This is a genomic window from Arthrobacter sp. SLBN-112 (assembly GCF_006715225.1).
GTDB lineage: Bacteria > Actinomycetota > Actinomycetes > Actinomycetales > Micrococcaceae > Arthrobacter.
On record NZ_VFMU01000001.1, the window covers coordinates 2,784,079 to 2,809,714 of the forward strand.

Below are 25,636 nucleotides of genomic sequence, written 5' to 3' on the forward strand. Positions count from 1 at the left end.
CTGCTGGCAGGGCCGGAAAGCAAACGTTGGTTGCGGGTTGACGCCCGCAGCGTCAAAGAGGAGGAATCCATGGCTGGCCACAGACACAACCCTGCCGATGGGGATTACGGCACGGGTGCGGCTAAGGCGTCGGAGACCACCTCGATCCATCTCACCCCCGTCACCGATGAACCCACCATCGCGCCCAGGCTGTCCTCGGACGAGCGCAACTCGGTGGAAGCCCTGCCTGCCGGGTCGGCCCTGCTTGTGGCCCACAGCGGTCCGAATGCCGGCGCCCGATTCCTGCTGGATTCGGACGTGACCACCGCGGGCCGCCACCCGGACGCGGACATCTTCCTGGACGATGTCACTGTTTCGCGCCGCCACGTCGAATTCCGGCGCACGGCGCGCAGCTTCGAAGTCGTGGACAAGAACAGCCTCAACGGCACTTACGTCAACCATGACCGCGTGGACCGCGTGGAGTTGAAGTCCGGCAGCGAAGTCCAGATCGGCAAGTTCCGCCTCACCTTCTACCTGAGCCCTGCCACGGCTGCAGGCCGCAGCTGAACCGGGGACCGCTGCCTGTGGCAATGGCACAACCGGAACGCCGGGGCCCCCAGGTCCTGAACATTGGCGAAGTCCTCGCCCAGCTGAGCGCCGACTTCCCGGGCATGAGTGCGTCGAAGATCCGGTTCCTCGAGGAAAAGGGACTGATCAACCCCCGCCGCACCCCGGCTGGCTACCGCCAGTATTCCGATGGCGACGTGGAGCGGCTGCGCTTCGTGCTGGCCCTGCAGCGGGATCAGTACCTGCCCCTGAAAGTCATCAAGGACTACCTTGATGCCATCGACAGGGGAGAGCGGCCGGAGAACCTGCCGCCCGGCGTCGTGGTTTCCCCGCGTATCGTCTCTGACGAGCTGGCCGCTGAGCTGCAGAACCGCGGCCGGAAGCTGAGCGAGGAACAGCTGCGCACCGAATCCGGCGCCAGCGTGACTCTGCTGCAGTCACTGCTGAGCTTCGGCCTCATCAGCCACAGCAACGGCCAGTTCGACGAACACGCCCTCCAGGTTGCCCGCGCCTGCGTCCAGCTGGAAAGCCACGGCCTGGAACCCCGGCACCTGCGGCCCTTCCAGGCAGCGGCCGAACGTGAATTCGGCCTGGTGGAACGTGCTGTGGCACCGCTCGCCTCGCGCAAGGACTCTGCATCACAGGCGCGCGCGGCCGAAGCCGCCCGGGAGATCAGCGACCTTTGCCTCACCCTGCACCGGGCCCTGGTGCAGGACCACATCTCACGCATGGACATCTGATGATCGAAGTCGAGATTGTAGGCGTTCGCATCGAACTGCCTTCCAACCAGCCGCTGGTCCTGCTCAAGGAGATGCATGGGGAACGCCACGTCCCCATTTGGATCGGCACCCCGGAAGCCAGCGCCATAGCCCTTGCCCAGCAGGGGGTGGTGCCGCCCCGGCCCATGACGCATGATCTCCTGGTGGACGTCGTGGAGTCGTTGGGCCACTCGGTGGTCAGTGTCAACATTGTGGCAGTGGAGGACAACATCTTCTACGGGCAGCTGCAGTTTGAGAACGGAACCACTGTGAGCTCCCGGGCTTCGGACGCGCTTGCGGTGGCGCTGCGCGCAAAGTGCCGGATCTGGTGCGCCGATTCCGTGATGGATGAGGCCGGCGTCCGCATTACCGAGCACGATGAGGGCGAGGACGCGGAGCCGGGCCCCACCGTGGATGAAGAGCGCGAACTGCGCCGCTTCCGCGAGTTCCTGGACGACGTGGAACCCGAGGATTTCGACGGCTGAGGTCACGTTAAGGTTAAAGTTAAGCCTGAAAGTTTCGACACGCCTCTTCCAAGCCCCCAAGGTCTTTGACCTGGGGACCCGCCGGGCCTAACGTCGAAGTATCAAGTTCCCTTGCTTACGGCAGCCGCGCAAGTCACACTGGAAAGTGCGCCCCGCGGAAAAATTACACGCATGGTCTTCATGCCAAGGCTGCCGTATCAGTTCCCGGGAGCGTACGACAAGGAGGATCCAGGTGAGTCCCAAAGGCGAAGCAGGCGGGCTGAAACAGCCCACGGCTGGTGTTGCTGTGCCCGTGAGCGGTGCCCAGGGCCTCCTGTTCACCGAGGACCTGCCCGTACTGGACGAGGACGCCGGCTACCGTGGTCCTACAGCCTGCAAGGCAGCAGGCATCACCTACCGCCAGCTTGATTACTGGGCCCGTACGGGGCTGGTTGAGCCCGCCGTCCGCGGTGCTGCAGGATCCGGCTCCCAGAGGCTGTACGGATTCCGGGACATCCTTGTGCTCAAGGTGGTCAAGCGGCTCCTGGACACCGGCGTATCCCTCCAACAGATCCGGACGGCCGTTGAACACCTGCGGGAGCGGGGTGTCGAGGACCTGGCCCAGATCACGCTCATGAGCGACGGCGCCAGTGTCTACGAGTGCACGTCCGCCGACGAAGTCATTGACCTTGTCCAGGGCGGCCAGGGCGTGTTCGGCATTGCCGTGGGACGGGTGTGGCGCGAGGTGGAAGGCAGCCTGGCCTCCCTTCCCAGCGAGCATGCCGCAGAACAGTCCTTTCCGGACGACGAATTAAGCAAGCGGCGGGCCGCGCGGAAGATCAGCTGAGCCGTACAGATAACTTAATCAAAGGGCCGCCCTCCAGCTGGAGGGCGGCCCTTTGTTGTTCTACGCGTTTCAGCGGGTGCGGCTGCGCAGGCCCTTGCCGGCTGCCATGAGATTGGACAGCAGTTCATCGAACAGTCCGGCCGCGGACTTCGCCGAATCCCCGGGCCAGTGGTGAACGGGGTGGGCAGCCCCCTGGATCTGTTGCCAGTTGGCCTGTTCGGGGATGCGCGGGCTCAGCAGGAGTTCGCCGAACATGGATTCCATCTCCGCCAGGCGGTAGGTGTGCTCGGACGAGCCGCTGCGGACGCGGTTGGCCACGATGCCTGCCGGTGACAGATTGGGAGCGAACTCCTGCTTGAACAGCTGGATGGCCCGCATGGTGCGTTCCGTACCCGCAACCGAGAACAGGCCGGGTTCGGCGACCAGGGCAACCTTGTCGCTGGAAGCCCACGCCATGCGCGTCAGGCCGTTCAGCGACGGCGGGCAGTCAATGAGGACCAGCTGGTAATCGTCGGCGCCGGCGAGCACGACGGAAAGCCGGCGAAGGTCGCGCCGACCAAGGTCCGGCCGGTCATAGATTCCCGTGTAGGCAGAGCCGACGGCGACATCCAGTACGGCAGGCCCGGCACCGTTTGACGGGGTGCGGTCAGCCCAGCTGCTGCGCACCACGTTCTCGGCCAGTTTCGCCCGGCGCGGGCTCTTCAGCATCCTGCCGATATCCAAGTGGTCGCCCGGCTGTACGCCGAGGGCCGTGGTGGCGTCGGCGTGCGGATCCAGGTCCACCACCAGCGTGCGTACTCCGGCGGCCAGCGCCGCAGACGCCAATCCTGTGGTGACGGAAGTCTTGCCGACTCCACCCTTGAGGCTGCTGATGCTGACTACTTGCACTTGAGAGACCAAAACCTAACGCCGGATGCCGTGTTGGGAGTAATGTTTGCCTCGGCAGAGCCGAAGCCGGACGGTCCTGCCGCCCTACTCATCATATGTTGATGCGTCGGCGAATCCTGCTTTACCGGGCGTCGGCATGGCACCGACCGTGCTGCCGGGGCGGTTTCCGCCAGCCAGGCTGAAAGCGATCGGGACATGACGGGAAAATCTGTGACTGTTGCCACAAAGATTTGTGTTTGTCCTTGTAGGTCCTAGACACTGTGACCACTCATCGATCCACCCCGCAATGATGCAGGAGAAGCATGTTTTCCAAAATTCTGGTGGCCAACCGCGGTGAAATCGCGATCAGGGCCTTCCGCGCCGGCTACGAGCTTGGCGCCAAGACCGTTGCCGTTTTTCCCCAAGAGGACCGAAACTCGATCCACCGCCAGAAAGCGGACGAGGCGTACCTGATTGGCGAGGAAGGCCATCCCGTCCGGGCCTACCTCGACGTGGCGGAGGTAGTACGGGTTGCCAAGGAATCCGGAGCGGACGCCATCTACCCGGGCTACGGTTTCCTGTCGGAAAACCCCGACCTGGCACGGGCAGCAAAGGAAGCCGGAATCACCTTCGTGGGTCCCCCCGCCGAGGTGCTGGAGCTCGCAGGCAACAAAGTCGCAGCCCTCAAAGCCGCCCGCGAAGCGGGTGTGCCGGTCCTGAAGTCCAGCCAGCCGTCCAAGGACCTGGACGAGCTCCTGGCCGCCGCCGATGAGATCGGATTCCCCATCTTCGCCAAGGCTGTGGCAGGCGGCGGCGGCCGCGGCATGCGCCGGGTGGATACCCGCGAAGCCCTGCCCGAAGCCCTTAAGTCAGCCATGCGTGAAGCGGATGCGGCGTTCGGTGACCCCACCATGTTCCTGGAGCAGGCAGTCCTGCGCCCGCGGCACATCGAAGTGCAGATCCTCGCGGACGCCGAGGGCAACGTCATGCACCTTTTCGAGCGTGACTGTTCAATCCAGCGGCGGCACCAGAAAGTCATCGAGATCGCTCCGGCCCCCAACCTTGATGAGGGCATCCGCCAGGCCCTTTACCGCGATGCGGTGAAGTTCGCCACGGCGCTCAATTACGTCAACGCCGGCACCGTCGAGTTCCTGGTCGACACCGAGGGCGAGCGGGCAGGCCAGCACGTGTTCATCGAAATGAACCCGCGCATCCAGGTGGAGCACACGGTCACCGAGGAAGTCACGGACGTGGACCTGGTCCAGGCCCAGATGCGGATTGCCTCCGGCGAGACCCTCGCCGACCTTGGCCTCTCCCAGGACTCCGTCAAGCTGCGCGGCGCAGCCCTGCAGAGCCGCATCACCACGGAAGATCCGGCCAACGGGTTCCGGCCCGACGTCGGGAAGATCACCGGCTACCGCTCGGCAGGCGGCGCAGGTGTGCGGCTGGACGGCGGTACGGTCTACTCCGGCGCCGAAATCAGCCCGCACTTCGACTCCATGCTGGTTAAGCTCACCTGCCGCGGCAGGGACTACCCGGCCGCCGTGGCCCGCGCCCGCCGCGCCCTGGCCGAATTCCGCATCCGCGGCGTCTCCACCAACATCGCCTTCCTCCAGGCCGTACTCGATGATCCGGACTTCATTGCCGGGGATGTGGCCACCAACTTCATTGACCAGCGCCCCGAACTGCTCAAGGCCCGTGTCTCGGCCGACCGCGGCACCAAGCTCCTCACCTGGCTGGCCGACGTCACCGTCAACAAGCCCAACGGCGAACTGACAGTGCACTCCAACCCCGCCCACAAGCTGCCCGATGTCAAAGGCAAGCAGCCGGCACCGGGTTCACGCCAGAAACTCCTTGAGCTCGGCCCGGAAGGCTTCGCCAGGGCGCTGCGTGAACAGACCGCCGTCGCCGTCACCGACACCACCTTCCGTGATGCGCACCAGTCCCTGCTGGCCACCCGTGTCCGCACGCGGGACCTGGTTGCCGCAGGACCCGCCGTCACGGCCCTGCTTCCGCAGCTGCTGTCCGTGGAGGCTTGGGGCGGGGCAACCTATGACGTGGCTCTGCGCTTCCTGGGGGAGGACCCCTGGGACCGGCTTGCTGCCCTTCGCGCCGCAATGCCCAACGTCTGCATTCAGATGCTGCTGCGCGGTCGGAACACCGTTGGCTACACGCCGTACCCCGAAGAGGTCACCGAGGCGTTCGTCAATGAGGCCGCAGCCACTGGCATCGACATCTTCCGTATCTTCGACGCCCTGAACGACGTGAGCCAGATGGCACCGGCCATCCGCGCCGTCCGGGCCACCGGCACCGCCGTCGCCGAGGTGGCGCTTTGCTACACCGGGGACATGCTGGACCCGGAGGAGAAGCTCTACACCCTGGACTACTACCTGGGGCTGGCGCAGAAGATCGTCGACGCCGGCGCCCACATCCTGGCCATCAAGGACATGGCCGGCCTCCTCCGCCCTGCAGCTGCCGCCAAGCTGGTCGCAGCCCTCCGCGAACGGTTCGACCTGCCGGTCCACCTGCACACCCACGACACTGCGGGCGGCCAGCTGGCCACGCTCCTGGCAGCCGTCGACGCCGGTGTGGACGCCGTGGATGTTGCCTCGGCGTCCCTGGCCGGCACCACAAGCCAGCCCTCGGCGTCGGCCCTTGTTGCCGCCCTGGCCCACACTCCGCGGGACACGGGCCTCAGCCTGGACGCGGTCAGCTCCCTCGAGCCGTACTGGGAGGCCGTACGCCGCGTCTACGCCCCGTTCGAGTCGGGCCTGCCCGGCCCCACCGGCCGCGTGTACAAGCATGAGATCCCGGGCGGCCAGCTGTCCAACCTGCGCCAGCAGGCCATGGCCCTGGGCCTGGGGGAGCGCTTCGAAGCCATCGAGGACATGTACACCGCAGCCGACCGCATCCTGGGCCACCTGGTCAAGGTGACGCCGTCCTCCAAGGTGGTGGGCGACCTCGCCCTCCACCTGGTGGGCCTCAACGCCGATCCCGCAGATTTTGAGGCGAACCCGCAGAACTATGACATCCCCGACTCCGTGATCGGGTTCCTGTCCGGCGAGCTCGGTGATCCTCCCGGAGGCTGGCCGGAGCCCTTCCGCACCAAAGCCCTTCAGGGCCGGAGCGTGAAGGTCCGCGACGTGGAACTCAGCGCCGAGGACAGCGCCGCGCTGAAGTCCGATTCGAAGACCCGCCAGCACACGCTGAACCGGCTGCTCTTCGACGGGCCCACCAAGGACTACCTGAAGAGCGTTGAGACGTACGGCAACATCTCCGTACTGGATACCCGTGATTACCTCTACGGTCTGCAGCGCGGCCAGGAGCACGAGATCCAGCTGGAGAAGGGCGTGCGCCTGATCGCGTCCCTCGAAGCGGTGTCCGAGCCTGATGAGAAGGGCATGCGAACCGTCATGTGCACCCTCAACGGCCAGTCCCGGCCGGTCATGGTGCGCGACCGTTCCGTCGTGAGCAACGTCAAGGCCGCCGAGAAGGCCGATCCCGCCCAGCCCGGCCACGTTGCCGCGCCGTTCGCAGGCGCCGTCACCGTCACGGTCAAGCCCGGCGATGAGGTGAAAGCGGGCGACACGGTGGCAACCATCGAGGCAATGAAGATGGAGGCATCGATTACGACGCCGGTGGGCGGCAAGGTTGCCCGCCTCGCCATCTCCTCGGTGGAGCAGGTCCAGGGCGGAGACCTGCTGCTGGTCATCGAACAGTAACAGCCGGCACAACGACGAGAGGGCCGCTCCGCACACGGGAAGCGGCCCTCTCGCTGTTCCTGTCTGCGGGGGTAGGAGGCAGGCCCGATCCTCTGCGTGCTATTCCCCACGCCCCGCTAAGGCCGCTTCGCGGCGAGCGGGGGCGCGGGGCCCCTTTTACGCACGCTGCCGGATCAGGCCTGCCTCCTGCTGGTGGCTGGCTAGGAGCGCGGGGCCGAGTACATTTCCTCGATCACGGTTTCAAAGTCCTTCATCACCTGCGCGCGCTTCACCTTCATGGAGGGCGTCAGGTGCCCGGAGGCCTCGGTGAAGTCCGCCGGGACGATGCGGAAGGACTTGATGGCCTCGGCCTGGGAAACCGATGTGTTTGCCGCCGTGATCAGGTCCTGCACTGCTGCCTTGACCACCGGATTCGCGGCAGCCTGCTCCAGGGTGGTGCCGGCTGGAAGTCCGTGGCGCTGGAGCCAGCCCGGGAGGGCTTCCTGGTCGAGGGTCACCAGGGCCCCGATGAAGGGCCTGTTGTCGCCCACCACCAGGACCTGCGACACGAGTGCGTCGGCGCGGATCTGGTCTTCCAGCAACGCGGGGATGACGTTCTTGCCCCCGGCGGTGACGATGATCTCCTTCTTGCGGCCGGTGATCCAGACAAAGCCATCGTCGTCCACCCGGCCGATGTCACCGGTATGGAACCAGCCATCGGTGAACGCCTCCGCCGTGAGGTCTTCCCGCCGGTAGTAGCCCCGCATGACGCAGACTCCCTTGGCGAGGATCTCGCCGTCGTCGGCAATCTTCACGGCGTTCCCCGGCAGGGGCTTGCCCACCGAGCCGATCTTGATCCGTGACGGCGTGTTGACCGTGATGGGTGCGGTGGTTTCGGTGAGGCCGTACCCCTCCAGCACCTGCAGTCCGATGCCCTGGAAAAAGTGTCCCAGCCGCTCACCCAGGGGGCCGCCGCCGGACACCGCGTGGGCAACGTGCCCGCCCATGGCGGCCCGCAGCTTGCCATACACCAGTTTGTCGAACAGGGCGTGCCGGAGCTTCAGCCCCAGCCCCACCCGTCCATCCTGGCGGGCTTTGGAAAACGCGATGGCAGTTTCGGTGGCGCGGTGGAAGATGGCGCCCTTGCCGCCGTCCTCCGCCTTGGTCAGGGCTGAGTTGTAGACCTTTTCGAAGACCCTGGGCACCGCCAGGATGAATGTCGGCTCGTAGCTTTGCAGGTCGGCCAGGAGGTTCTTAATGTCCGGTGTGTGGGCCACGGTGGTTCCCGCAGCCATGGCCAGCACCGAGATAAAGCGGGCAAAGACGTGGGCCAGCGGCAGGAACATGATGGTCTTGGCGTTCTCGTGGACGATTTCGCCGATGATGGCCAGTGCGTTGTCCGAGAGTTCAACGAAGTTGCCGTGCGTGAGTTCACAGCCCTTGGGGCGCCCGGTGGTTCCGGACGTGTAAATGATCGTGGCAACGTCTTGGAGGCCGGCTGCACTTCTGCGTGACTCCAGTTCTTCGTCACTGACATCGCGGCCTGCCTCGCGGAGGCTGTCCAGGCCTTGGCCCTCGAGTTGCCACACATGCTGCACTGCCGTAAGTCCTTCGGCTGTGACGGCCTGGCGGATGACGTTCTCGTGGTGGGCGGACTCGCCGAAGGCGGCCACAGCGCCGGAATCGCCAAGGTTCCAGGCAACCTGGGAAGGGGAGGAGGTTTCGTAAATGGGCACCGACACGGCCCCGGCGAACCAGATGGAGAAGTCGACGAGAGCCCACTCGTAACGGGTCCGGGACATGATGCCGACGCGGTCACCTGCTCCGACTCCGCTGGCAATGAGCCCCTTGGCCAGTGTCTTCACGTCGGCGAGGAACTCGGTGGCAGGCACATCGCGCCACGAGCCTGCGGCATCCAGCCGGGAAAACAGTGCCGGGTTGCTGGGCTTGGCCGCCTGCCGCAACACCAGATCGGTGATGTTGGTTTCGGGTGGGACAACAACCAGGGGCGGAACACTGAATTCGCGCACTATAGCTCCTTTGATATCTGAAGTCCCGCGCAGGGGTTTGCCTAAAGACTAGTACCCCTGCAGGAACTGTGCAGTACACAAACCTACTGGCGAGTAACTTAGTCGTCAATGGGCGCGGCATGCAGGGTCGATATGTCAAGACAATCCCGCGGCCCGCCTAGAATGGTGCACTATGTACGGACCCTCGTCCGGCGATAAGGCCGGCCCCCTCAAAAGACCAGCGCCCTGGCGCCGCCGTCCCGCCACGCACCGGGCCGGGCAGCTGCACGGTGGTGTCGGCGGGCACCTTCGCCTTGGCCGCAAGGGACTTGCCATCGGGATCGACATCGGGGGAACGAAGGTGGCCGCCGGCGTGGTGGACGCCGAAGGCAGGATCCTCAATGAGGCACGGCGGTCCACTCCAGGGACGGATCCACGCGCGGTGGAGCAGGTCATCGTCGAACTGGTGGAGGAGCTGGGCCGGGGGCACCGCATCTGGTCAGTGGGCATTGGTGCTGCCGGGTGGATGGACCTTGCCGGTGGAACCGTGCTCTTCAGCCCGCACCTTGCCTGGCGCAATGAACCGCTGCGCGAGAACCTCCAGCGGCTCCTGCGCCGTCCGGTGCTGCTGACCAACGACGCCGATGCTGCCGCCTGGGCCGAGTGGCGCTTCGGCGCGGGGCAGGGGGAGGACCGGCTGGTCTGCATCACGCTGGGCACCGGCATTGGGGGCGCCATGGTGATGGACGGCAGGGTGGAACGCGGCCGGTTCGGCGTGGCAGGGGAGTTCGGCCACCAGATCATTGTGCCCGGCGGTCACCGGTGCGAGTGCGGCAACCGCGGATGCTGGGAACAGTACGCATCCGGCAACGCCCTGGGCCGGGAAGCCAGGCTCCTCGCCCGGTCCAATTCGCCGATGGCCCAGGACCTGCTGGCAGCCGTGGGCGGACATCCCGACGCCATCACCGGAGCCGTCGTTACCGAACTGGCCTTGGCGGGAGATCCCGCATCACGGGAGCTGATCGAGGAAGTAGGCGAATGGCTGGGCCTGGGGCTGGCCAACCTCGCGGCCGCGCTGGACCCGGGCCTCTTCGTTATCGGCGGCGGGCTGTGCTCAGCCGGTGACCTGCTGGTGGAGCCGGCCCGCAAAGCGTTCGCCCGGAACCTGACGGGCCGCGGCTTCCGCCCGGCCGCAGGAATAGAGTTGGCGGCACTTGGCCCCAACGCGGGGCTTATCGGTGCAGCCGACCTGTCGCGGGTCAGCAGCCGCGTCCGCAATTGAGGACGGCGGCAGGTCAGCGGGAAGGACGTTAAACCCTGGCGCCGTCGTCGTCCCCGTTCTTCTCCTCCGGCAGTTTCATGATCAGGTACACGGTCCCAAGCACGAACGCCGCAACAATGCCGACGATGGCCATCAGGGGCGCGGCGCGCCAGAACATGGCCGACAGCAGCAGTGCCACCGGTCCGCCCACCGCCCCAAGCCAGGCCAGCATGGTCAGCGGATCGGTGCCGGCCAGGCTGGGCGGCTCCTCCGGCACGAACTCCTCGCCGTCGTCGTCCACCTCATAGTCCCGCGGTCCCTCTGGGGTTTCGCGCGCGGCATCCTGCCCGCCCGCTGCCGTCTGGCGCTGCGCCGCGGATAATTCGGCGGGCGGTGCCGCCAGGCCCAGGGGGTCGAAATCGCGGAAGGAGGACTGCGCCGGCCTTTCCGGTGCGGCGGGTTCCGTCCCCGCCGCCAACTGTTCCCCGGGGTCCGGGGAATCGGGGCGAAGGGCCACCGTATCCGATTCGAGCCGTGCCACCAGGTCCAGCCACACGGCGTCGTCCTGGTTGGCACCCTGGTCCGGCTGCTCCGAGTCAGGCCTGTTCACTGCGGACCTCCCGTCCCGGACCCGCCGGCCCGGACTCCAGCACGCGCCGGACAAAGTCCACGGATCCTTCAAAAATCCGGTCGGCGTCGTTGTCCAGTGTGGCGACGTGGTAGCTGTTCTCAAGCCGGACCACCTCCAGTGGGGCGTTGGCCAGCCCGCGCCGCAGGACATCCATGCTGGCATCGGACACCACGTGGTCCACAGTGGAGCGGTACACCTGGACAGGTGCTGTAACGCGGGGGAGGAGCCGGACGGTGTCCTTGAACATCTTGTTGAGCTCGTGGGCTGCGGCTACAGGGGTGCGGGCATACGCGCCCTCGTCCACCCCGGCTTTGAGGATGTCATTGCCAATGGACGGGGTGCTCTTCAGCACCAGCTTGAGGAGTGCGGCAAGCGATGCACGGGGATCATCAATCACGAGGCCGGGATTAACCAGGAGCACCCCGGCGACGGAGCGGGTAGCGGCGAGGCGCAAGGCCAGCGCTCCGCCCATGCTCAGGCCTGCCGCGAAGACCTGGTCGCACTCGGCATCCAGTTCCAGGAAGGCGTCGTCCAGGGCGCCGTGCCATTGCTGCCAGCGCGTCCGGGCGAGGTCCTGCCACCTGGTCCCGTGGCCAGGCAACAGCGGCATCCGGACGGCGAAACCGGCCGCGGCGAATGCCATGGCCCAGGCACGCAGGCCGTGGGGGCTTCCCGTGAAGCCATGGGAGAGGACAACGCCGGTGCGGGCCCCTTCGCCGTTGAAGGCGCTGCTGAAGGGGCTGTGGTCCGGGCCGGACGTCATGTCGTCTCCAAAGTGCTGGTTCGGCGGGCATGGGCGGCGACGAAATCTGCCGACCCGGCGAAAATTGCGGGCGCGTCAACGTCCAGAGTAGCCACATGACCGCTGCTGGCAAGGTCGGTCACGTCTGAGAGGTTCGCGCCCAGGCCTTTGCGCAGCAGCGCCAGCGACGTAGGCGGAACAACGGCATCGGTGCGCGACTTGAAGACCTGCACGGGGGCGTCCACGCGGGGCAGTCCGCGTACGGCTGCCCCGAAGAGTTTCTTGAGCTCATGCACGGCAGCCAGCGGAGTCAATGAATAGTCGCCGTCGTCCGTCGCTGGTGCCCCGGTCTGGTCCTCCTGGATCGGGACGGTGGTCCGCTGGAAGTACTTCAGGAGGCCGATGATCCGCACCCGCCGGTCATAAAAGCTCAGGCCCGGGTTGACTACGCTCACCCCGGCGACTGGGTGGCGGGACGCCGCGAGCAGTGCGATGGCACCGCCCATCGACAGGCCGGCGGTGAAGCAGGTGTCGGTCCGCCCTGCCAGCTCCAGGAGCGCCGCTTCGTAGCTGCGGTACCAGTCCTTCCAGCCGGTCCGGGCAAGCTGGCGCCAGTCTGTGCCGTGGCCGGGCAACAGGGGGACGGACACGGCATACCCCAGCTCCGCCAGGTGCTGCGCCCACGGCATGATGCTCAGCGGGCTGCCAGTGAATCCGTGGCACATGGCCACGCCGATGCGGGCATTGGCGCCGTGGCCTGGATAGCTGAAAGCGGCCGGACGGGACGGGGTGCTGCTTTCAGTCATGACTCCATCGTGTCACTGTTCCAGCCAAATCTCACTAGAGTAGGGTTGCATTGAATCGCTGGCCAGGCCCGATGCAGGGCCTGGGGGCTGCCTTCCGGAGAGGTTCACCACGTGTTCTATTGGGTCATGAAAAGGATCTTCCTCGGTCCGGTGATCAAGCTGCTGTTCCGGCCCTGGGTCAAGGGCCTGGACAATATTCCGGCCCAGGGGGCCGCCATCATCGCCTCCAACCACCTGTCGTTTTCCGACTCCATCTTCATGCCGCTCATGGTGCGGCGGCCCGTGGTCTTCCTGGCAAAGTCCGAATACTTCACGGGCACGGGAATCAAGGGCAGGCTGACGGCGGCGTTCTTCCGCCTCACCAACCAGTTGCCCATGGACCGGTCCGGAGGCGCTGCCTCAGCCGCATCCCTGAACGCCGGCATGGAAGTCCTCAACGCAGGCGGCCTGCTGGGCATCTACCCCGAGGGCACCCGCAGCCCCGACGCGCGCTTATACCGCGGCAAGGTGGGCGTGGCCAGGCTGGCCCTGGAGGCCGGGGTCCCGGTGATTCCGGTTGCCATGATCGGCACCGACAAGGTCCAGCCCATCGGCAAGCGGCTGCCCAACATCCGAAGGATCGGGATGATCTTCGGTGAACCGCTGGATTTCAGCCAGTACCGGGAGCAGGCGGAGGACAGGACGGTCCAGCGCAAGGTCACCGATGACATCATGACGCACCTGATGAAGCTGTCCGGGCAGGAATACGTGGACGAATACGCCGCCGTGGTGAAGCTCCGGCTCGCCGGCAAGCATGGAGAACCCGTGGCTACTGCCGAGCCGCTTGCCGCCCCCGTGGCGTCCGAAGGCAGGTTTGTCCAGGACGCCGGTTCCGGCAGTCCGGCCACCGGGCACTCCGGTGCAAAAGACGGCGCAGGGGAGGACGACGCCGGCACGTCAGCGGCAGGGTAGCGGAACCTTCCGCGGGACGCGCCACGGTTGTGACGGCGACAGCGGGCAGCGTGACGGCCCGGTGCCCGGCGGTGCCGCCCTGCCGTTAGTCTTAGAGGGTGACTGAGCTATCTGCAAAACCCGTCTTTTCGCTGTCCAGCACCGCCCAGAGTGGAGCCGCCAACTATCCCGGACTGGACCACTGGCGGGACCTTCCCATCTCCCAGCAGCCCAGTTGGCAGGACCGGGATGTTTTCGAGGCGTCGGTAAAGGAACTGTCCGCCCTCCCGCCGCTGGTGTTTGCCGGCGAAGTGGACGTCCTGCGTGAGCGCCTGGCTGCTGCTGCCCAGGGCAAGGCGTTCCTGCTGCAGGGCGGTGACTGCGCCGAAACCTTCGAGGCCGCCACGGCTGACAAGATCAGCGCCCGCGTCAAGACCATCCTCCAGATGGCGGTGGTGCTCACCTACGGCGCAGCGATGCCCGTCATCAAGATGGGCCGGATGGCAGGCCAGTTCGCCAAGCCCCGCTCCTCCAATGACGAAACCCGTGACGGGGTTACCCTGCCCGCCTACCGCGGCGACATCGTCAACGGCTACGACTTCACCCCCGAGTCACGGGGGCACGACGCATCCAGGATGCTGCGCGCCTACCACACCTCCGCGTCCACGCTGAACCTGATCCGGGCCTTCACGCAGGGTGGCTTTGCGGACCTGCGCTCCGTGCACCAGTGGAACAAGGGCTTCACCGAAAACCCGGCCCACGCCCGCTACGAGTCCCTGGCGCGGGACATCGACCGGGCCATCAAGTTCATGGCGTCCTGCGGTGCCGATTTCGAAGCACTCAAGCGGGTGGAGTTCTTCGCAAGCCACGAGGCCCTGCTGCTCGATTACGAACGCGCCCTGACCCGCATCGACTCCCGCACCGGCTTCCCCTACGACACCTCGGCGCACTTCCTCTGGATCGGGGAGCGCACCCGCGAGCTGGACCACGCCCACGTCGATTTCCTGTCACGGGTGCGAAACCCCATCGGCGTCAAGCTCGGGCCCTCCACCACCGGTGATGACGCCCTCCGCCTCATTGACAAGCTGGACCCGGAGCGCGAACCCGGCCGGCTCACCTTCATTACCCGCATGGGCGCCGGCAACATCCGCGAAAAGCTGCCGGCCGTCGTCGAAAAGGTCACCGCTTCCGGCGCCCAGGTCCTCTGGGTCACGGACCCCATGCACGGCAACACCGTCACGTCGCCCAACGGGTACAAGACGCGCAATTTCGACGACGTCATTGACGAGGTGCGCGGCTTCTTCGAGGTGCACCACGGGCTGGGGACGGTGCCGGGCGGCCTGCACGTTGAGATGACCGGTGACGACGTCGCCGAGTGCCTGGGCGGCGCGGACCCGATCGACCAGGAGGCCTTCCTGGACCGCTACGAGTCGGTCTGCGATCCCCGCCTGAACCACATGCAGTCGCTTGAGATGGCGTTCCTGGTGGCCGGCGCCCTCGCCAAGCACTAGGACCGGAGCAACACACCGGGAAAGGGTGGGCCGGCGCTGCCGGCCCACCCTTTCCTGCAGGACCCGGGGCTACACCACGGTGATGGTGATGACGGAGCCTTCCGGAACTTCCTTGTTCACCGGCGATTGGTCCCGGACCGTGCCGAAGAAGCCGCCCAGGATGTTGTTAACCCGCACCTCGAAGCCCAGGGCTTCCAGCGCCTTGCGGGCTTCACCTGCCTGCTTGCCGATGTAGCTCGGTACCGCCACCATCTTGGGGCCCTTGGAAACGGTCAGGGTGACGGTGCCGCCACGGGTCAGTGTTCCGTTGGCAGGGGACTGGCTGACGACGGCGCCCGCCGGGATCTTCCGGTCGAATACTCTGTCCGGGGCGACTTCGGCCGTGAGGCCTGCTGCCTTGACAGCGGCCACCGCGTCATCGGCGGACTTCCCGACCACCGAAGGGACCGGGATGGGCTGCGGGCCTTTGGAAACAACAATCGCCACGGGCGTGCCATGCCGGGCAGGGGTGCCGGCAGCAGGATCCTGCGACAGCACGGTGCCCGCTGCTGCCTTGTCATCGAACTGTTCCGTGACAGTGCCTAATGCCATCTGGTCGGCGTTGAGGGAGTTCTTCGCCTCTGCCAGCGTTCCGCCGGTGAGTTTGGGCAAGGGGAAGAGCTGGGGACCCTTTGAAACCAGCAGGGAGACGGGCTGGAACTTCCGGATTTCCGTGCCGGCAGCGGGATCCGTGCCTACCACCAGTCCTGTGGGCACCTGGTCGTCGAACACGTCGCTCGTGGTGGACCGGAAGCCCACCCCGACCAGCAACTGCTGGGCCTGCGCCACCGTCTTGTTGGCGACGGCCGGTACAGCGGCAGCAGCCCCCGGGCCCATTCCGAAGAACCACCCGGCACCCGTGGCCAGGAGGGCAGCGATGATGAGGGCCAGGACCCACAGGACGCCACGGCGGCGGGGATTTCCTTCGTGCAGCGTACGCGCCGGCGTGGCAGCCGCCGTGGCCCGGAGTTTCTCGCTTTCCTTATCCGCCCTGCGCTGGGCCCGCTTTCCCAGCCGGGGCGGCGGGGGAGACCATCCGCTGTCAGCATCGTCGTCGTCGGGCAATGCCAGCCCGGGACGCTGATGGTGGTCCACCTGGGCGGAAGGCCCCGCCGCTCCCGGCCCGGCCGCTGCGCCCGGATGCCGTCCCGGCGGGTAGGCAGGCGCCGCGGGCCGGGAGGGAGGCATCAGCGTGGTGGGGTTGCTGCGGGGGGCCAGGACCTCCGTTTGGTGTTGGGCCGCGGCGGCCGCGGCGGCAGGAGGCTGCAGGTCCAGTTCGGCATCAGTGAGGTTGGTCCGGATGTGGCGCAGTTCCTGCAGCAGCGCGATACCGTCCACCGGCCGTTTCTCCGGATCGTTGGCAGTGCACCACTGCACCAGTTCGTCCACTTCCGCCGCCAGGCCGGGCACCAGGGCCGATGGCGGGCCCACGGTTCCGTTAACGTGCTGGTAGGCCACCTGGATGGGCACTTCGCCCTCGAACGGCTGCCTGCCGGTCAGCATCTCGTACAGCATGATGCCCACGGAATAGACGTCGCTGCGCGCGTCCGCCGGCTTGCCCAGCACCAGTTCCGGCGAGATGTAGGCAACGGTTCCGATCAGTGCCCCGGTGCTGGTTGAGCTGGTGACGGCACGCGCCAGGCCAAAGTCACCGATTTTGATTCTGCCGTCATCGGCGATCAGGACGTTTTCGGGCTTCACGTCCCGGTGGATGAAACCCGCGGCGTGTGCTGCACCGAGCCCCTCCACCACCGGATCGATCAGCGCCAGTGCCAGCCGCGGCGGCAGGGCACCCCTGTCCCTGAGGACGTCCCTCAGGGTGTGGCCCTTGATGTACTCCATGACGAGGTAGGCGGTGGTGCCGTCGTTGCCCTGGTCCAGGACACCCACGACGTGCGGATGGGACAACCGGGCGGCAGCCTTCGCCTCCCGGCCCAGCCTGTCCAGGAAGTTTTCGTCAGCAGCGAGGTGGGGATGCAGCACCTTCAGTGCCACTTCGCGGTCCAGCCGTTGGTCTACGGCCAGGTAGACAGTGGACATTCCCCCGCGGGCAAGCCGGGAGGTGACTGCGTAGCGGTTGTCCACCAGCGTCCCTGCAACTGGGTCTGACACGTGTTCCTGCACCTTACGATCCTAATCCCGCAGCAAAACGGCGTCCGACACGAAAACGGGTCCGAACCGGTAACGGTTCGGACCCGCGCTCAGGAACCAGCCAGTGGCAGGCTCAGCTGAAGTTCTTCTGGTGCGCCTTGATGGCGGCGAGGTAGGCCTTGGTGTCGTCGTACATGCCGTACTTGCTCACCGAGTACTGGCCCTGGTAGTAACCCGCAATAGCGGTGTCCTGGTCCTTGCTGGTTGCCAGCAGCTGCCGGATGATGGCCACGCCGGCTGTGGCGTTGTCGTACGGGTCCAAGAGGTTCAGCTTCCGTCCCACCAGGTCTGATGCCCATTGCCCGGAACTGGGGATGACCTGCATGGTGCCGATGGCGTTGGCCGGTGACACGGCACGCTGGTTGAAACCCGATTCCTGGAAGGCGAAGGCAAGGGCCAGGGAAGGATCCACACCCATCCGGCGTGCGGTGTCGGCCACGATGTTCTTCATTTCCTCACGGGAGGGAACGGGCGAGGCATTCAGCAGCGCCTTGTTTTCATTGGCCGAGCTGACCACGGCGGCCGGGTAGCTGAAGCCCAGGAAGGAGCTGGGGACCAGGGGCGCGGCGGGAGCCTGCGGCGCCGCAGGAGCCGGCTGGGCGGAGGCGCCGGGAATCACCAGCTTGCTGCCGGGATAGATGATGCTGGTCATGCCCAGCTTGTTTGCGGAGAGCAGGTCCGGGAGCTTCACCCCGTTCCGGGAAGCAATTGCCGAGAGCGTGTCGCCGGCTTTGATGGTGTAGGAACCCGCTGCCGGTGCTGAGGTGGCTGCCAGCGGTGCCGGCGCGGCAGGGGCGGGGGCGGGAGCTGCCGGGGCAGGGGCCGGGTCGCCGCCACCCACCTTGATCTTCTGCCCCGGGTAAATGATGGAGCGCATCGAGAGGTTGTTCCAGGCGAATACGTCGGAAAGGGCCACGTTGTGCTTTGCAGCGATGGCCCCCAGGGTGTCGCCCGCTTTCACCGTGTAGGTTGCGCCACCGGCAGGGGAAGGAGCTGCCGGGGCAGCCGTGGGTGCAGGAGCGGCCGCAGCTGCAGCCGGTTGGGCCGAGCCGGAAAGCTTGAGCTTCTGGCCCGGGTAGATGATGGTGTTGGCCTGCAGGTTGTTCAGTTTGAGGATTTCTCCGGTGTCCAGGCCGAAGCGGCCGGCGATGGCACTTACCGTGTCGCCACGGACAATCGTGTACTCCGCTGGAGCCGCCGGCTGCGCGGGCTGAAAGGCCGCCGGAATGGTGGTGGACACGACAGCAGCGGGGATGACTGTTCCGGCCGCCTTTGCTGCGGCCTGGGCCTTCATTGCTGCTGCCAGGCTGCTGGGGATGTTCCGGGCCGGCTGCTGAGCCGCGGCAGGCTGGGCAAGGGCCAAGGATGACAATACGACCGCTGGCAGTGCCGCCGTGGTGGCGGCAATCATGGGCAGACTCGGCTTGGGGGGCTGCTTGGGCGAGCGGGACATCGTCATCGGAAGGAATCCTCTTCTCAACTGCGGGTGCGGACGCGGACGGGGATGCCGCTGTCAATCTTGATACTACTGTGACTTAAGTTATTAGTGTTACAACTGTGATGAATGTGAATCTCTCACGAATTTCGGATTAGCACAACAATTTTCGGATTCCGCGTAATGCCCCCTTTATCGGAGTGTCCGCAGGCCAAGGGCGGAATCAATTGCCCCGACTAGGCGCGGGGGCGCGCCGCGTGGCAACCTTGATCCGTGAATAACGTAGAAAACCTGGTGGGCGAGTGGTTGCCGCTGCCCGACGTAGCCCGTTTATTGGATGTTTCCGTCACCAAGGTCCACAGCCTGATTGACGAACACGCCCTCGCCGCATTGCGCGTTGGGGAACGGAAGATCCGGTCGGTTCCCGCGGAATTCATCCAGGACGGCCAGGTAGTGGACAGCCTCAAGGGGACCATCGTGGTGCTGGCAGATGCCGGTTATTCGGACGAGGACCTTATCGTGTGGCTTTTTACCGCCGACGAATCACTGCGCGGGCGCCCTATTGATGCCCTCCGGGAAGGCCGCAAGACCGAAATCAGGCGCAGGGCCCAGACCTTGGCCTGGTAACCGCCGGGTTCAGGAGGCTCGGCTGACGGTCGCTTCAGCCAGCCTCCGCAGGGCGGTCTTAGGCAACTCTTCCAACTCAAGTCCGTCAAGGGCATCAAATGCTGCCGCGCCGAATTCATTAATAAGGACTTCGGTGGCCTGCAGTGCCCCGGACTCCTCGATAATCCGGCGGATTTCGACGATGTCTGATTCGGACAGGTCCGGCCTGCCGAGGCTGGCATCAATGAAGGCAGACTCTTCCCGCGAAGCCTGGTCCAGCGCGAGGGCCACCAGAACGGTCCGCTTCCCTTCACGCAAGTCGTCGCCGGCCGGCTTCCCGGTGGTGAGCGGATCCCCGAACACGCCCAGGACGTCGTCGCGGAGCTGGAACGCTTCGCCGAGCGGGAGGGCGAATGAGGAGTAGCCGCGGAGCAGGTCATTGGACGCTCCGGCCAGGGCTCCGCCCAATGCCAGTGGGTGCTCCGTGGAGTACTTGGCGCTCTTGAACCTGATGATGGACTGCGCCCTGCCAACGGCCCCCGCGCGGTCCCGGACCGGACCGGCCACTTCTTCCAGGATGTCCAGGTACTGTCCGGCCATGACTTCGGCGCGCATCAGGTTGAAGATCAGCCTGGCCCTGCTTCCGGATGCCGCCCGCTCGCCGATATCGGTGAACGCCTCTTCGCTGAAGGACAGGCAAAGGTCACCCGCCAGGATGGCGGCCGCCTGGCCGAACCGTTCGCTGTCCAATGCCCAGCCTTGTGAAGTATGCAGCTGGCTGAAGCGGCGGTGGACGCTGGGGCCTCCCCGCCGGGTGTCCGAACGGTCGATGATGTCGTCGTGGATCAGGGCGGCGGCCTGGAACAGCTCAAGCGCTGCACCGGCCGTGACCACCTGGCTGGCCCCGGCCTCACCGCCGGCGCCCCGCCAGCCCCAGTAGCACATCAGGGCACGCAGGCGCTTGCCGCCCGTCACCAAATTCGAGATTGAGCCCATGATGGGCTCAATGTCCGGGGAAATGCCGGACATGACCGACTGGCGTGCCGTGAGGAAGCTGGTCAGCTCGCCGGCAACCCCCGCCACGAAATCAGCCTGTTCATTTCGCAACTGCTCCGCGGCGGTCACTTGGCTGACTCAGCTGCCACGTTGGCACCGATGGTGAAAGTGGAAACACCGGCGGCCTCGACCACGGAGAGGTTGACGGTCTCGTTGTCACCGCGGACGAAGTCCTTCGAAGCGATTGCGCCCACTTTGTCGCCGGGAACGGCCTTGAAACCCTGGCCTTCCAGAGTCTTTGAATAGAAGTCCAGGACGGTGGCCGTGGGGGCCTTGACGCTCCCCACCATTGCGGCTGTTGCAGGCGCTTTAGCTTTGTCAAAGCTGCTGGATACCACGGTCGCCCCCGGCATCAGGGGCAGGAGTTGCTGTGGGAACCCTTCCACCACGGCTCCGACTGTTGCGGAGGTGTGGGGCGACGGCGACGGGCTGGGGGAGGCGGTCAGGGTGGATTGGGTGGCAGCAACGGAAGTTGAGGGGTTTGGCTCTGCCTGTCCGGACGGGGCCTGGCTGCAGGCCGCCAGGGTCAGTGCCCCGATGGCGGCAAGGGCGGTCAGGCCACCCGGCTTGAAGTTTCCAATAGCCGTCACAGAGACTTTCCTCCTGGTGTTGTTGGCGGAACCAGCCTCCAGTTTAGCCAGCCTGACCTGCGGTCCTGACAAACCGGGAAGTCCCGGCGAACCGATAGGATTGGATCCGTGGGGCCCGCAGGTATGAACCAGCCATCCGCCGCGCGCCCTCCGGGCCGCAGGCCCACGTGCATCATGCATGTGGACATGGATGCTTTCTTCGTTTCGGTGGAGCTCCGGACGCGCCCGGAGCTCCGCGGCAAGCCCGTCATTGTCGGCTTCCCCGGGGAGCGTTCGGTGGTCCTCTCGGGGTCCTACGAGGCCCGCGCCTTTGGCGTCAAATCCGCAATGCCCATGGCTGTGGCAATGCGGATGTGCCCACAGGCGGTGGTCATTGAACCCCGGCACAAGCTGTACTACGAGGTGTCCGGGCAACTGATGGCCATCTTTGAGTCCATTACCGGACTCGTCGAGCCGCTCAGCGTTGACGAGGCCTTCCTGGACGTCACCGGAGCACTGCGGCGTCTGGGCCCGCCCAGGGGAATCGGTGAGCTCATCCGCCGGCGGGTGGCAGCTGAACTTGGCATTACTGCATCGGTGGGGATCGCGGAAACCAAGTTCGTGGCGAAGATCGCCTCCACTCGGTGCAAGCCCGACGGCCTGCTGCTCATCGGCCCGGACGAAACCGTTCCATACCTTCACAGCCTCCCGGTAGGTGCCCTCTGGGGCGTCGGCGCCAAGACCGGAGAGGTGCTGGCCAAGATGGGGATCAGGAGTGTGGCGGACGTGGCGGCGACCCCCGTGTCCTCCTTGAAGAAGGTCCTTGGCGCCACCGGCGAACACGTGCACCAGCTTGCCTGGGGAATCGATCCCCGGCCCGTTACCCCGGTGCGCCTGGAAAAGAGTATTGGTGCCGAGGAGACCTTTGCGGTGGATACCACCGATGATGCCCTCCTTCGCCGGGAACTGCTGCGGCTCTCCCACCGCACCGCCACCCGCCTCCGGAGCTCCGGAATGGTGGCCCGGACCGTAGCGCTGAAGCTGCGTTTCGCCGACTTTTCCACCATCACGCGCAGCAGGACGGTCCAGACGCCGGTGGACAGTGCCCAGCTGGTCTACGCGGTGGCACTCCAGCTCCTGGAGTCGGTGGGGACCCGGGCTATGGCTGTGCGGCTCGTGGGGGTCAGGGCTGAGCAGTTGGAGGAAGCGGCCCGCACCTCGCTCCAGCTAAGCATTGACCGCAGGGAAGAGAACTGGCGGGCAGCTGAACAGGCACTGGACGAGGTGGCGCGAAAATTCGGCAACAAGTCCGTCCTGCCCGCCCGCCTGATGGAGCAGGAAAACCGGCCGGTAGACGGTTCGCAGCGGCCCGCCTAAAGGGTCCGGCAAAGTCATTGCCGTCTTTCAGATCAGGCCTCAACAATCTATCCTTATAGATACATAGTTTTCGAGTGAATGGACTTACTGCCGGACCCTCTTGGACATGCTCCCGCTCCCGCGAACGCATGCTGCATTCCTGTTCTGGCCACTGTCGGCGAGGCGGGAACTTTCCAGCAACAGCAGGCGTTTCAACGGAGTAGAAGTAGTGGCTGGGATCAGCCCGGACGTTGGCCTACAAAAGGAGGTCGTGATGCCGCTGTCGGAGCACGAACAGAAGCTGCTTGAGCAGCTTGAAAAGCAGCTTCACGAGGACGACCCGAAGTTCGCGAACTCAATGGGTTCGGACCCGGGACGTTCCTGGTCCACGAGGCACGTGGTTATTGGGGTCCTTTGCGCACTTGCCGGCGTCTTCCTGCTGCTGGTCGGTGTCACGCTCCAGAACATTTTTGTCGGCGTGCTGGGCTTCGTGGTGATGGGCGCGGGAGTCTACTTCGCCACCATGCGCAGTTCCCGCGGAACGGGCGGGGCCAAGGCCGGAGGGGGGAAACCCGGCAAGCAACGGAGTTCGTTCATGAGCAACCTTGAAGAGCGCTGGGACGAGCGCCGCCGGGGTGAGCCGTAAGCAGCAAGGCCCCCCGGGTGCCAGGCTCCTCCATTTCGCTCCCCTGACAGAAGGGGATTGCACGAAAAGACCCGCTACGGCGGGTCTTTTCGTGTTTAACGGCAATTCCACGCCTTCGTCGTGACTCTTTCACGGCACCGGGTACGCCCCTTCATGCGAAAAGTCCTCCACTTTCCACCACCGCCCTAAATCCGCGCCATTTCAAGGCCCTTTTCCCACAATCCGCCGGCCATACGAAAGCGTTTTGCGTTGACTGTGGTGGAAAGTGGAGTAATGTGGAGGACATAAGAGGGTGGTTGCAACATAGGGGATGTGCAGTTCCTGACGGCGGACAGGCGGTGGGCCAGTGTTTCTGGGCACTCACTCGCCGCGTCTGGATGAAAAGGGACGGATCATTCTCCCCGCCAAGTTCCGCGAGGAGCTTGCCAGCGGTCTGGTGCTCACAAGGGGCCAGGAACGTTGCATCTACGTCTTCAGTGAGAAGGAATTTGCACGGGTCCACGAGCAGATGCGGGAGGCACCAATCTCCTCCAAGCAGGCGCGTGACTATATCCGCGTATTTCTCTCTGGAGCCTCGGACGAGGTACCTGACAAGCAGGGGCGCGTGACCATTCCACCGGCGCTCCGGGAGTATGCAGGACTCGGAAGGGAACTTGCCGTGATCGGCGCCGGTACCCGCGCCGAGATCTGGGACGCCCAGGCTTGGAATGAATACCTTGCGGAGAAGGAAACAGCCTTTTCCGAAACTGACGATCCCATTCCGGGCATTCTCTGAATTCCGGAGCGGGGCAGCAGGGGGTTTCTTGGATGAGATCTCCAGCCGGCCCATCGGCTGCCAACCTGGCTCACCTTCCCCGGAGCCAGGCGGGCGGAACGGTAGGCGCGGATGGGGATCTGGTCCAAGGAGCAGCAGGTGACAACGACGGCGGGAAAGGACCAGGCATGACCGATCAACCCAGGCCCACGTCCGAACGCCATGTGCCGGTCCTTCGCGACCGGTGCATCAATTTGTTGGCACCGGGATTCGAAGCAGCAAGACTGCGCGGTGAGACCCCCATTGCCGTTGATGCAACCCTGGGCATGGGCGGCCACTCCGAGGCAATGCTCCAGCGCTTCCCCGACCTCCACCTCATCGGCATTGACCGTGATGAGGAAGCACTGGCCCTGGCGGGGGAGCGGCTCGCTCCGTTCGCCGCCCGGACTGATCTGGTCCACGCCGTGTACGACGAAATCCAGGACGTCCTGGAAGACCTCGGCGTACCTGAAGTCCACGGAATCCTGATGGACCTGGGCGTCTCCTCCCTGCAGCTGGATGAGCGTGGGCGCGGTTTCGCCTACTCGTTCGATGCGCCGCTGGACATGCGCATGGATACCAGCCGGGGCCAGACCGCAGCTGACGTGGTCAACACCTACAGCGAAGAGGACCTGGTCCGGATCATCCGCAAATGGGGCGAGGAAAAGTTCGCCGGACGAATTGCCAACCGGATCGTCGCGGCACGTGCCGTCAAGCCCTTCACCACCACCGGCGAACTGGTGGAGCAGATCCGCTCCGTGGTTCCCGCCTCCGCGGCGAAGTCCGGTGGACATCCTGCCAAACGGACCTTCCAGGCCCTGAGGATCGAGGTCAACGAGGAACTCGACGTCCTGGAACGTGCCGTGCCCGCTGCCGTGGCTTCCCTGGCCCTCGGCGGCCGCATTGTGGTCATGTCCTACCACTCGCTGGAAGACAAGATCGTCAAAGGCGTTTTCCAGGCCCGCTCCAAGTCTTCTGCTCCGCTTGGCTTCCCCGTTGAGCTGGAAGAACACAAACCCGAACTCAAGACCCTGACCAAAGGCACCGAGGTGCCCACCGCCGTCGAAATCGCCGAAAATCCGCGCGCTGCCTCCGCCAGGCTTCGCGCGGCAGAACGTATCAGAGCCAGGAGAGCTGCATGAGCACCGCCGCCGTCAAGAACTTTCCCGTTGTCTCCGGCAGTTCGGCGGCTGACACCAGGCGCGCGGGCGAACAGGCCGGGGGCCGGAAGGGCCGAACCCCGCTTTCCGTGGTCCGCACGGCGCCGCGAAAGCGCCGGGCGCCGTTCGTCGTACTGTGCTTCGCCATGCTCGCCGTAGCGTTGATGGCGGTGCTGGTCCTGAATATCTCCGTGTCAACGGCGCAGTACCAGTTGGTGGAGCTGCGTGCCAAACAGAGCACACTGACCAAGGCGAACCAGGACCTTACCCAGCAGGTGCAGAACTTCGAGGCCCCGCAGAACCTGGCGGCCAAGGCCACTGAACTGGGAATGGTGGCGTCCACCGTCAAGGGCCAGATTGACCTGTCCACGTTGTCAGTGACCGGGAAAGCGACCCCGGCGGTCAAGGGCGCAGCGTCAGGAGCGGTCATTCCGTCGCCGGCAGTGGCAGGCCAGCTTATTGTGCCGCCCGCGTCCCAGAGCGCAGATTCAAAGGATGCAAAGTCCAAGGACGCAAAGTCCAAGGATGCCGCCGCGGACAAGGCAGCAACGCCGGATGCCGGCAAGGCTCCTGCCGCAGCTCCCTCCGCCGATGCTGCCCAGGCGGCTGCCGCCCAGGCCGCCGCGGCGGCGGCAGCAGCGGCTCCGGCCCCCGAGCTTCACGGCGGCTCCGTCCCGGCGCCCCAGCAGAAGGTCCCCGGACAGTAGGCCAGAAGGCAGGACAGGCAGCAGCGTCGAGCAGCAAGGAATATC

23 protein-coding genes are annotated in these 25,636 nt (G+C 65.6%); 14 read left to right on the plus strand and 9 right to left on the minus strand.

The genetic code is table 11. The features are described 5' to 3' along the window. The first annotated feature begins 69 nt into the window (after nt 1-69). From FBY33_RS12885 to FBY33_RS12900, 4 genes are all read left to right on the plus strand, one after another. Nucleotides 70-546, plus strand: coding sequence for an FHA domain-containing protein (locus FBY33_RS12885; protein ID WP_056331792.1), 477 nt, complete (start codon nt 70-72; stop codon nt 544-546). A gap of 23 nt (nt 547-569) precedes the next feature. After that, nucleotides 570-1,286 (plus strand): transcriptional regulator FtsR, encoded by a 717-nt coding sequence (gene ftsR, locus FBY33_RS12890; RefSeq protein WP_142030907.1) that lies wholly within the window; start codon nt 570-572, stop codon nt 1,284-1,286. Further along, on the plus strand, nt 1,286-1,789 hold the full coding sequence (locus tag FBY33_RS12895) for a bifunctional nuclease family protein (protein ID WP_056331728.1): 504 nt from the start codon (nt 1,286-1,288) through the stop codon (nt 1,787-1,789). The genes ftsR and FBY33_RS12895 overlap by 1 nt, the downstream gene beginning before the upstream one ends. Before the next feature lie 232 nt (nt 1,790-2,021). Next, nucleotides 2,022-2,615 (plus strand): MerR family transcriptional regulator, encoded by a 594-nt coding sequence (locus FBY33_RS12900; RefSeq protein WP_018763528.1) that lies wholly within the window; start codon nt 2,022-2,024, stop codon nt 2,613-2,615. Nucleotides 2,616-2,684: 69 nt separating this feature from the next. Here FBY33_RS12900 and FBY33_RS12905 read toward each other — a convergent pair whose 3' ends face one another. Beyond that, nucleotides 2,685-3,503, minus strand: coding sequence for a ParA family protein (locus FBY33_RS12905; protein WP_142030908.1), 819 nt, complete (start codon nt 3,501-3,503; stop codon nt 2,685-2,687). Between the two features lie 302 nt (nt 3,504-3,805). Here FBY33_RS12905 and FBY33_RS12910 point away from each other — a divergent pair, with 302 nt between their 5' ends. Continuing rightward, nucleotides 3,806-7,204, plus strand: coding sequence for a pyruvate carboxylase (locus FBY33_RS12910; protein WP_142030909.1), 3,399 nt, complete (start codon nt 3,806-3,808; stop codon nt 7,202-7,204). Nucleotides 7,205-7,404: 200 nt separating this feature from the next. Here the strand turns inward: FBY33_RS12910 and FBY33_RS12915 are convergent, their stop codons facing one another. Continuing rightward, nucleotides 7,405-9,213, minus strand: a complete 1,809-nt coding sequence (locus FBY33_RS12915) for an AMP-dependent synthetase/ligase (protein ID WP_142030910.1) — start codon at nt 9,211-9,213, stop codon at nt 7,405-7,407. A 172-nt stretch (nt 9,214-9,385) separates the two neighbouring features. Between FBY33_RS12915 and FBY33_RS12920 the strand changes: the two genes are divergently transcribed. After that, nucleotides 9,386-10,474, plus strand: coding sequence for an ROK family glucokinase (locus FBY33_RS12920; RefSeq protein ID WP_235010558.1), 1,089 nt, complete (start codon nt 9,386-9,388; stop codon nt 10,472-10,474). 28 nt (nt 10,475-10,502) lie between these two features. Here FBY33_RS12920 and FBY33_RS12925 read toward each other — a convergent pair whose 3' ends face one another. The 3 genes from FBY33_RS12925 to FBY33_RS12935 are packed head-to-tail and all read right to left on the minus strand — an operon-like array spanning nt 10,503 to nt 12,632. Beyond that, a complete protein-coding gene (locus FBY33_RS12925) occupies nt 10,503-11,063 on the minus strand; it encodes a hypothetical protein (RefSeq protein ID WP_142030911.1) in 561 nt (186 codons plus the stop codon). Next, nucleotides 11,050-11,847 (minus strand): alpha/beta hydrolase, encoded by a 798-nt coding sequence (locus tag FBY33_RS12930; protein ID WP_142030912.1) that lies wholly within the window; start codon nt 11,845-11,847, stop codon nt 11,050-11,052. The genes FBY33_RS12925 and FBY33_RS12930 overlap by 14 nt, the downstream gene beginning before the upstream one ends. After that, entirely contained in the window at nt 11,844-12,632 is a 789-nt protein-coding gene (locus tag FBY33_RS12935; protein WP_142030913.1) for an alpha/beta hydrolase, read from the minus strand. The genes FBY33_RS12930 and FBY33_RS12935 overlap by 4 nt, the downstream gene beginning before the upstream one ends. Nucleotides 12,633-12,743: 111 nt before the next feature. On the opposite strand from FBY33_RS12935, the gene FBY33_RS12940 reads away from it, so the two are divergent. Both FBY33_RS12940 and FBY33_RS12945 read left to right on the plus strand, forming a co-directional pair. Then, the gene (locus tag FBY33_RS12940) at nt 12,744-13,583 is read left to right on the plus strand and encodes a lysophospholipid acyltransferase family protein (protein ID WP_142030914.1); all 840 of its coding nucleotides are present in this window, start codon (nt 12,744-12,746) and stop codon (nt 13,581-13,583) included. Nucleotides 13,584-13,681: 98 nt separating this feature from the next. After that, a complete protein-coding gene (locus tag FBY33_RS12945) occupies nt 13,682-15,073 on the plus strand; it encodes a class II 3-deoxy-7-phosphoheptulonate synthase (RefSeq protein ID WP_142030915.1) in 1,392 nt (463 codons plus the stop codon). Between the two features lie 69 nt (nt 15,074-15,142). On the opposite strand, the gene pknB is transcribed toward FBY33_RS12945, so the two are convergent. Next, a complete protein-coding gene (gene pknB / locus FBY33_RS12950; RefSeq protein WP_142030916.1) occupies nt 15,143-17,236 on the minus strand; it encodes a Stk1 family PASTA domain-containing Ser/Thr kinase in 2,094 nt (697 codons plus the stop codon). 100 nt (nt 17,237-17,336) lie between these two features. After that, nucleotides 17,337-18,722 (minus strand): lytic transglycosylase domain-containing protein, encoded by a 1,386-nt coding sequence (locus FBY33_RS12955; protein WP_142030917.1) that lies wholly within the window; start codon nt 18,720-18,722, stop codon nt 17,337-17,339. 249 nt (nt 18,723-18,971) lie between these two features. Here FBY33_RS12955 and FBY33_RS12960 point away from each other — a divergent pair, with 249 nt between their 5' ends. Beyond that, nucleotides 18,972-19,325, plus strand: coding sequence for an Rv2175c family DNA-binding protein (locus tag FBY33_RS12960; protein WP_200830522.1), 354 nt, complete (start codon nt 18,972-18,974; stop codon nt 19,323-19,325). A gap of 9 nt (nt 19,326-19,334) precedes the next feature. Here FBY33_RS12960 and FBY33_RS12965 read toward each other — a convergent pair whose 3' ends face one another. After that, nucleotides 19,335-20,429 (minus strand): polyprenyl synthetase family protein, encoded by a 1,095-nt coding sequence (locus tag FBY33_RS12965; protein WP_142030918.1) that lies wholly within the window; start codon nt 20,427-20,429, stop codon nt 19,335-19,337. After that, nucleotides 20,426-20,950 carry a hypothetical protein gene (locus tag FBY33_RS12970; RefSeq protein ID WP_142030919.1) on the minus strand — a complete coding sequence of 175 codons (525 nt, stop codon included), beginning with the start codon at nt 20,948-20,950 and terminating at the stop codon, nt 20,426-20,428. The genes FBY33_RS12965 and FBY33_RS12970 overlap by 4 nt, the downstream gene beginning before the upstream one ends. Nucleotides 20,951-21,073: 123 nt before the next feature. Between FBY33_RS12970 and dinB the strand changes: the two genes are divergently transcribed. The 5 genes from dinB (at nt 21,074) to FBY33_RS12995 (ending at nt 25,591) form a co-directional block, all read left to right on the plus strand. Continuing rightward, entirely contained in the window at nt 21,074-22,306 is a 1,233-nt protein-coding gene (gene dinB / locus FBY33_RS12975) for a DNA polymerase IV (RefSeq protein WP_142030920.1), read from the plus strand. Between the two features lie 253 nt (nt 22,307-22,559). Continuing rightward, entirely contained in the window at nt 22,560-22,931 is a 372-nt protein-coding gene (locus FBY33_RS12980; protein ID WP_142030921.1) for a DUF3040 domain-containing protein, read from the plus strand. Between the two features lie 346 nt (nt 22,932-23,277). Then, nucleotides 23,278-23,706, plus strand: coding sequence for a division/cell wall cluster transcriptional repressor MraZ (gene mraZ / locus FBY33_RS12985; RefSeq protein WP_018763545.1), 429 nt, complete (start codon nt 23,278-23,280; stop codon nt 23,704-23,706). Nucleotides 23,707-23,873: 167 nt separating this feature from the next. Continuing rightward, nucleotides 23,874-24,866 (plus strand): 16S rRNA (cytosine(1402)-N(4))-methyltransferase RsmH, encoded by a 993-nt coding sequence (gene rsmH, locus FBY33_RS12990; RefSeq protein ID WP_142030922.1) that lies wholly within the window; start codon nt 23,874-23,876, stop codon nt 24,864-24,866. Then, nucleotides 24,863-25,591, plus strand: a complete 729-nt coding sequence (locus FBY33_RS12995) for a hypothetical protein (protein ID WP_142030923.1) — start codon at nt 24,863-24,865, stop codon at nt 25,589-25,591. Before rsmH ends, FBY33_RS12995 begins: the two co-directional genes overlap by 4 nt. Nucleotides 25,592-25,636 lie beyond the last annotated feature (45 nt).

What these genes read in the sequence shown, in the direction of transcription:
- FBY33_RS12885 (WP_056331792.1), top strand. Translation starts at nt 70, where the DNA reads ATGGCTGGCCACAGACACAACCCTGCCGATGGGGATTACGGCACGGGT.
- ftsR (WP_142030907.1), top strand. Translation starts at nt 570, where the DNA reads ATGGCACAACCGGAACGCCGGGGCCCCCAGGTCCTGAACATTGGCGAA.
- FBY33_RS12895 (WP_056331728.1), top strand. Translation starts at nt 1,286, where the DNA reads ATGATCGAAGTCGAGATTGTAGGCGTTCGCATCGAACTGCCTTCCAAC.
- FBY33_RS12910 (WP_142030909.1), top strand. Translation starts at nt 3,806, where the DNA reads ATGTTTTCCAAAATTCTGGTGGCCAACCGCGGTGAAATCGCGATCAGG.
- FBY33_RS12920 (WP_235010558.1), top strand. Translation starts at nt 9,386, where the DNA reads ATGTACGGACCCTCGTCCGGCGATAAGGCCGGCCCCCTCAAAAGACCA.
- FBY33_RS12930 (WP_142030912.1), bottom strand. Translation starts at nt 11,847, where the DNA reads ATGACGTCCGGCCCGGACCACAGCCCCTTCAGCAGCGCCTTCAACGGC.
- FBY33_RS12935 (WP_142030913.1), bottom strand. Translation starts at nt 12,632, where the DNA reads ATGACTGAAAGCAGCACCCCGTCCCGTCCGGCCGCTTTCAGCTATCCA.
- FBY33_RS12955 (WP_142030917.1), bottom strand. Translation starts at nt 18,722, where the DNA reads ATGACGATGTCCCGCTCGCCCAAGCAGCCCCCCAAGCCGAGTCTGCCC.
- dinB (WP_142030920.1), top strand. Translation starts at nt 21,074, where the DNA reads ATGAACCAGCCATCCGCCGCGCGCCCTCCGGGCCGCAGGCCCACGTGC.
- FBY33_RS12980 (WP_142030921.1), top strand. Translation starts at nt 22,560, where the DNA reads ATGCCGCTGTCGGAGCACGAACAGAAGCTGCTTGAGCAGCTTGAAAAG.
- rsmH (WP_142030922.1), top strand. Translation starts at nt 23,874, where the DNA reads ATGACCGATCAACCCAGGCCCACGTCCGAACGCCATGTGCCGGTCCTT.
- FBY33_RS12995 (WP_142030923.1), top strand. Translation starts at nt 24,863, where the DNA reads ATGAGCACCGCCGCCGTCAAGAACTTTCCCGTTGTCTCCGGCAGTTCG.